5 protein-coding genes and 1 pseudogene are annotated in these 6,432 nt (G+C 73.9%); 1 reads left to right on the top strand and 5 read right to left on the bottom strand.

Features of this window, described 5'->3' with window-relative positions:
* The 4 genes and pseudogenes from ACIWVC_RS26745 to ACIWVC_RS26760 form a co-directional block, all read right to left on the bottom strand.
* A pseudogene (locus ACIWVC_RS26745) lies at positions 1 to 201 on the bottom strand (galactose-1-phosphate uridylyltransferase); the annotation flags it as partial.
* A 26-nt stretch (positions 202 to 227) separates the two neighbouring features.
* On the bottom strand, positions 228 to 854 hold the full coding sequence (locus tag ACIWVC_RS26750) for a GTP-binding protein (protein ID WP_396447569.1): 627 nt from the start codon (positions 852 to 854) through the stop codon (positions 228 to 230).
* Positions 835 to 1,212, bottom strand: a complete 378-nt coding sequence (locus ACIWVC_RS26755) for a DUF742 domain-containing protein (protein ID WP_396447570.1) — start codon at positions 1,210 to 1,212, stop codon at positions 835 to 837. Before ACIWVC_RS26755 ends, ACIWVC_RS26750 begins: the two co-directional genes overlap by 20 nt.
* Before the next feature lie 6 nt (positions 1,213 to 1,218).
* Complete coding sequence (locus ACIWVC_RS26760; RefSeq protein WP_396454735.1) at positions 1,219 to 3,771, bottom strand: nitrate- and nitrite sensing domain-containing protein; 2,553 nt, start codon at positions 3,769 to 3,771, stop codon at positions 1,219 to 1,221.
* Between the two features lie 280 nt (positions 3,772 to 4,051).
* On the opposite strand from ACIWVC_RS26760, the gene ACIWVC_RS26765 reads away from it, so the two are divergent.
* Positions 4,052 to 5,278 (top strand): ABC transporter substrate-binding protein, encoded by a 1,227-nt coding sequence (locus ACIWVC_RS26765; RefSeq protein ID WP_396447593.1) that lies wholly within the window; start codon positions 4,052 to 4,054, stop codon positions 5,276 to 5,278.
* Positions 5,279 to 5,305: 27 nt separating this feature from the next.
* On the opposite strand, the gene ACIWVC_RS26770 is transcribed toward ACIWVC_RS26765, so the two are convergent.
* Positions 5,306 to 6,295 carry a family 2 encapsulin nanocompartment cargo protein polyprenyl transferase gene (locus tag ACIWVC_RS26770; protein ID WP_396454740.1) on the bottom strand — a complete coding sequence of 330 codons (990 nt, stop codon included), beginning with the start codon at positions 6,293 to 6,295 and terminating at the stop codon, positions 5,306 to 5,308.
* Positions 6,296 to 6,432: the final 137 nt, after the last annotated feature.

The raw sequence follows: 6,432 nt of genomic DNA on the forward strand, positions 1-6,432 counted from the left end.
GTCGGCGGGCGGCAGGAACGTCCGGGTGTTGCGGTGCGCGGTGATCGTGACGTGCTCGCCGGTCAGCGGGTCGCGGCGCGTCTCGCAGACCGGCTCGGTCGGCGGCAGCCCGCGCGGGTCGGGCACGGGCACGCGCCCGGGCGCCTCGTCGTAGTAGACGATCTCGCGGCCGTCGGAGAGACGCGCGCGTGTCCGGTTCATGTCGCCGGAAGCCTACCGCGCGGTGATCACCCCGCGGTGGCGCCCGCCGGGTTCTGCGCCTCGTGGATGCTGAGGAGATGCTTCACCAGCGTCGTCAGCACCTCCTTGCCGGACGCGCGCTCGCGGACGTCGCACAGCACGACCGGGGTGTCCGGGCGCAGGTCGAGCGCGTCCCGGATCTCCTCGGTCGTGTAGTCGTAGCCGTCGTCGAAGCAGTTGACGCCGATGACGAACGGCAGGCCGCGGTTCTCGAAGTAGTCGACGGCGGGGAAGCAGTCGGCGAGCCGGCGGGTGTCGGCGAGGACGACGGCGCCGAGCGCGCCGTACGACAGCTCGTCCCACATGAACCAGAAGCGGTCCTGGCCGGGCGTCCCGAACAGGTAGAGGACGAGGCCGTCGCGGATCGTGATGCGGCCGAAGTCCATCGCGACCGTGGTCGTGGTCTTCTGCTCGATGCCCTCGGTGTCGTCCACGCCGACGCTCCGGTCGGTGAGCAGTTCCTCGGTCTGCAGCGGCCGGATCTCGCTGACCGCGCCGACGAGCGTGGTCTTGCCGACCCCGAAGCCGCCGGCCACGAGGATCTTCACCGCGACCGGCGCCGCCGGGGCGGAATCCTCGCCGGGGCCGGCGTTCTCAGAGGGCTTGGAGACCATGGAGCACTTCCCTCAGCAGACGTTCCTTGGAGAGCGGGCTCTCCTGTGGGGGACGGGTGGCGGTGATGAGCCGGTGGTGCAGCAGGTCGCCGAGCAGGACCCGCACGACGACCAGCGGCAGCTTCATCCGGGCGGCGATCTCGGCGACCGGCTGCGGCTGCACGCACATCTCCAGGATGTCGAGGTGCTCGGGGCCGATGCCGGGCGAGCCCGACCGGGGCCGCGCCGCGGTCGAGACTATCGTGATCATGTCGAAGCCCTCACCGGCCGCGGGCCGCGCCCGCCCGCGGGTCAGCGCGTACGAGCGTACGATCGGGCCGGCCTCGTCATCGAGCCATTCGCTGCCAGGACCGGTCATGGTCCGTCACGATTCCTCGTTGTCGAGGGACTCGGCGCGGCCGCGCCGGGTGCCCTGCTGGATGGACGACATCATCGACCGCAGCTCCTCGGGCGACCGGCTCGGCCGGGACGCGGCGGGCCGCGGCGACGTGACCGTGGGGTCCTCGCGCAGCTGGGCGGCCATGTTCTCCTGCCGGACGCGTTTCGGCAGCGGCGGCCGGTCGGCCGCCCCGGACGCGCCCGGGGGGCGCCGCCGGACCTCGCGCGGGGAGCGCGGCACGCCCGGCTTGGCGGCCGGCGGCTCGGGCTCGGGCGGGGGCGGGTCGCCCCACGGCGACGGCGCGGGCTCGGACGGGGCGGGCGGGTCGCCCCACGGGGACGGCGCGGAGCGCGGCGCCGGCGTCTCCGCGGGCCGCGTGTCCTCCCCGAACACCGGGATGGGCCCGGTGCCCGCGGCGGGCTCGTCGAACACCGGGATGGGCCCGGTCCCCGAGGCCGGGTCCTGGAACGCCGGGATCGGCCCGGTCCCCGGCTCACCGGCGGGCGCCTCGGCGGGCCGGACGAGCGGGTCGCCCGGCTGGGACGCGGCGGCGGCGTGCCGCCCGGCCGGGAGCCGCAGCACCGATCCGCCGCGCTCCCGGCCGCCGACGACCGAGCCGACGGGGACCAGCGCGTCCTCCGCGCGGCGGGTGGTGAGGGCGGGCCCGCTCCGCGCCTGGTCGCCCTCGTCCGGGACGACGAGGCCCTCGGGCAGCAGGACGATCGCGGTCATCCCGCCGTACGGGGACGTCCGCAGCGTCACCTTGATGTCGTGCCGGCGCGCGAGCCGCCCGACCACGAACAGACCGAGCTGCGCGCTGTCGGACAGGTCGAACTCGGCGGCGGTGGCGAGCCGCTCGTTGGCGGCGGCGAGGCTCGCCTCGTCCATGCTGAGGCCGCGGTCCTCGACCTCCAGCGTGAAGCCGTGCGAGACGGCCTGCCCCTGCACCTGGACGGTGGTGTGCGGCGGCGAGAACGCGGTCGCGTTCTCGATCAGCTCGGCGAGCAGGTGGATGACGTCGGCGACGGCGGGCCCGACGATCGCGGCGCGGGTCATCGGCGCGACGTTGACGCGGGTGTAGTCCTCGACCTCGGACGCGGCGGCGCGGGCGATGTCGACGATCGCGACGGGGCTGCGCCAGCCGCGGCCGGGCGCCTGCCCGGAAAGGATGATCAGGCCCTCGGCGTGCCGCCGCATGCGGGTGGCGAGGTGGTCGACGCGGAACAGGTCCTCCAGGTCGTCGGGCGTCTCGATGCGCCGCTCCATCGCGTCCAGCAGCTTGAGCTGGCGGTGCAGCAGCGTCTGGCTGCGGCGGGCGAGGTTCACGAACACGTCGCTGACGTTGCGGCGGAGCGTCGCCTCCTCGACCGCGCCCTGGATCGCGGTGCGCCGGGCCGCGTTGAACGCCTCGCCGACCTGGTCGATCTCGCGGGTCCCGAACGCCAGCGGCGGCGCCTCGGCGGCCACGTCGACCTCCTCGCCGCGGCGCAGCCGGCGGATCACGCCGGGCAGCCGGACGTCGGCGAGGTCGATCGCCTCGCGGCGCAGCCGGGCCAGCTCGCGGATGACGGACCGGGCGACCCACACGGCGAGGACGAGGGACGCGACGACGGCGACGAGCCCGAGCACGCCCGCGAGGACGACGCGGGTGATGATGCCGTCCGCGATCGGCTCCGCGCGCTGCTCGGCGCCCGCGGCCACGGAGAGTTCGAGGCCGCGCAGCCGCGTCAGGTTGGAGTCGGCGGTGGTCTTCCACAGCACCCCGGAGTTCGCGGCGCTGTTCTTGACGAGCCGGGCGGACCCGACGAACCGGTCCTCCAGCGTGCGCAGCCGGGCGTACTCCGGCATCGTCACGACGCGCTGGTAGTACGCCTGGTCGGCGGAGCGCAGCTCGGCCGCCGCGTACCCGTAGAGGGCGCGCTGCGTGCCGACGAGCTTGACGAACCGGGAGTGCTCGTCGGGGGTCATGCGGCCGGCGGCGAGCGCGCCGGCGAGCAGCGCGTCCTCCTGCGCGAGGACCTCGCGGGCGCGGGTCAGGGACGCCTCGTTGCGGGCGTCCTTGGCGACCTCGGAGTTGTCCAGCGTGGCGAGCGAGCCCTGCAGCGCGCCGACGTCGCCGATCAGCGCGGTGTAGCCGGCGAACGCGCGGTCCCGGTCGATGGTGCCGTCGTCGATCGCGCGGCGCCGCGCGGCGAGGCCGTCCAGCTCGCTGATGATCTTGTCGGCGATCTTGCGGGCGTTCTCCGGCGCGGCGGCGCGGGCGCCGGCGTCCTTCGCGAGCCGGCGGAACAGGTCGGCCTGCCGGTCGGTGACGAGCCGGCCGGACTCCATCGACGCGCGGTCGCCCTCCGCGCGGCCGCCGAGGTACACCATCGACAGCCGCCGCTCCGCCTGCAGCGCGCTGCCGAGCGCGCCGGACGGGTACGCGTAGTGCTCCTGGACCGTCTTGACGTGCCGGAGGTTCAGCCCCTCGCCGAGCGCGATGCTCGCGGCGAACGCCCAGAGCACGCCGAGGGAGACCACCGACACGGTGACCATGAGGATGACCTTGAAGCGGATGGACCGGAATCGCGCTGCCTTGGGAACCCGCCGGTGGCCGGCGGCTGAGTCCGTGGTGGTGCGGCCTCGATTTGGCACTGCGGCTGAACTTTCACTCGTTCGGACGGCTAGCGGGGCGGACGGGACCGGAGTGGGGGACGGGTCGCCTGGGAACGGTAGGAGAGCCTAGGACGGCGCGCCGCCGTGTGTCGACAGTTTCCGGATCATCACGTTTTGTGTGCACAGACGGACGAAAATACCCCTACGATGCCTCAGCGTGATGGCTCGTTCTCCCCACGCGACGAAGAACGCCCGGTCGCCCGCCCGCCCGCGCAGGTCGAAGGCGGTGCTGGCCGCCGGCGCGCTGTCCGCGGCCGCGGCGCTGGCCGGCGGGTGCAGCGGCGGCTCCGCGTCCGCCGCCACACCGCCCGAAATCCCGATGATGCAGGAGCTCGGGGCTCCGGAAGGGCGGCTCGACCTCGTCGCCTGGACGGGGTACGCCGAGGACGGCTCCAGCGACGAGAGCGTCGACTGGGTCACCCCGTTCACCAAGGCGACCGGCTGCAAGGTGCGCACGAAGGTCGCCGACACGTCCGACTCGATGGTCGCGCTGATGAAGACCGGCCGGTACGACGGCGTGTCGGCGTCCGGCGACGCGAGCCTGCGGCTCATCTACGGCGGGCTGGTCGCGCCGGTCAACACCGGGCTGCTCACCAACTACGCCGACATCGCCAAGTACCTGAAGAACCAGCCGTACAACTCGGTCAACGGCACGATGTACGGCGTCCCGCACGGCTACGGCGCCAACATGCTCATGTACCGGACGGACAAGATCCCGCAACGTCCGACCTCGTGGAGCGTCGTCTGGGAGAAGGACTCCCCCGCCGCCGGGCACGTCGTCTCCTACGACTCCCCCATCTACATCGCGGACGCGGCCCTCTACCTGAAGGCGCACCGCCCCGACCTGAAGATCACCGACGTGTACGAGCTGGAGGAGAAGCAGTTCCAGGCGGCCGTCGACCTGCTCAAGCAGCAGCGCCCGATGGTCAACCAGTACTGGGCGAACTACCTGGACGAGCTCCAGTCGTTCAAGAGCGGCTACAACTACGCGGGCACCGCGTGGCAGGTGACCGCCAACTTGGCCCTCGCGGACAAGGCGCCCGTCGCGACCACCCTCCCGTCCGAGGGCGCGACCGGATGGTCCGACACCTGGATGGTCTCCTCGAAGGCGCAGCATCCGACCTGCATGTACAAGTGGATGAACTGGATCACCACTCCCAAGGTGCAGGCGGAGGTCGCGCAGTGGTTCGGCGAGGCCCCGGCCAACCCGAAGGCGTGCCGCTACACCGCCAAGGGCTTCTGCTCGACGTACCACGTCGGCGACCCCGAGTTCTACCGGCGCCTCGCCTTCTGGAAGACCCCCGTCGAGGACTGCGGCGACGACCGCGGCAACAACTGCGTCGACTACTCCCGCTGGGCCCAGGCCTGGACCCAGATCAAGGGCTAGGACCCGTCGAGGGCAGGCCGCGGAACCTCAGTGGTCGCGGTGGGTCGTGAGGCGGGCCAGGGTCAGGAGTTCGGCGGACGGGGCCGGGGCCATGCCGGTCAGGCATTCCTCGGCCTCGGCGAGCAGGGTGTCGGCGTGGGCGGCGGCCCAGGCGCGCGCACCGGTCGCTTCGATGAGGGCGGCGGCTCGGGCGGTGTCGCCGGCGGACAGCGGCTCGCCGCGCGGGCGGTAGAGGTCGGCGAGTTCGGCGGCGGCGGGGGTCGCGGAGGTCAGCGCCGCCACGACGGGCAGGGACTTCTTGCGGTTGTGCAGGTCGGAGCGGACGGGTTTGCCGGTGACGGCGGGGTCGCCCCAGATGCCGAGCAGGTCGTCGGTGAGCTGGAAGGCCAGGCCGAAGCGTTCGCCGAAGGTGCGCAGGCGGTCGGCCTCCGCGGTGGCCGCGCCGCCGTAGAGGGCGCCGAGGGCGCAGGCCGCGCCCATCAGCGCGCCGGTCTTGCGGTTCGCCATCGTGAGGCACGCGTCGAGGGTCACGTCGGTGCGGTCCTCGAACGACAGGTCGGCGCACTGGCCCTCGACCAGGTCGACGACGGCCCGCGCGAGGACGCGGACGCCGGGCGCGACGGCCGGGGAGTCGCCGTCCGCGAGCGCCCCGTAGGCGGCGGCGAGCAGCGCGTCCCCGGCCAGGATCGCGGCGTTCGTGCCGAACACCGTCCAAGCGGTGGGGCGGTGCCTGCGGGTCGGGTCCCCGTCCATGACGTCGTCGTGCAGGAGCGAGAAGTTGTGCGCCAGCTCGACCGCGACGGCGGCCGGCAGGGCGGCGGCGGCCGTCCCGCCGGCCGCCTCCGCGGCGAGCAGCGCGAGGGCGGGGCGGATCGCCTTGCCCGCCGGGCCGGAGGCCGGGCGGCCCCGCTCGTCCCGCCAGCCGAAGTGGTAGGCGGCGATGCGGCGGGCCGTGTCCGGCATGGCGTCGACCGCCGCCCGCAGCGCGGGGTCGAGCAGGCGCCGGCTCCAGCGCAGGACGGCGTCCGCCGGGCGGGCGCCGTGGTCGGGGGCACCGTGGTCGCGGGCACCGTGGTCGCGGGCACCGTGGTCGCGGGCGCCGTGGTCGCGGGCACCGTGGTCGCAGGCGACGACGGCGGGGTCGTCCTTCCAGG

Source organism: Actinomadura sp. (genome assembly GCF_044508335.1).
GTDB lineage: Bacteria > Actinomycetota > Actinomycetes > Streptosporangiales > Streptosporangiaceae > Spirillospora.

Excerpts from the sequence above, each read along its gene's own strand:
- ACIWVC_RS26755 (WP_396447570.1), bottom strand. The coding sequence starts at position 1,212 with ATGACCGGTCCTGGCAGCGAATGGCTCGATGACGAGGCCGGCCCGATC.
- ACIWVC_RS26760 (WP_396454735.1), bottom strand. The coding sequence starts at position 3,771 with ATGGTCACCGTGTCGGTGGTCTCCCTCGGCGTGCTCTGGGCGTTCGCC.
- ACIWVC_RS26765 (WP_396447593.1), top strand. The coding sequence starts at position 4,052 with ATGGCTCGTTCTCCCCACGCGACGAAGAACGCCCGGTCGCCCGCCCGC.
- ACIWVC_RS26750 (WP_396447569.1), bottom strand. The coding sequence starts at position 854 with ATGGTCTCCAAGCCCTCTGAGAACGCCGGCCCCGGCGAGGATTCCGCC.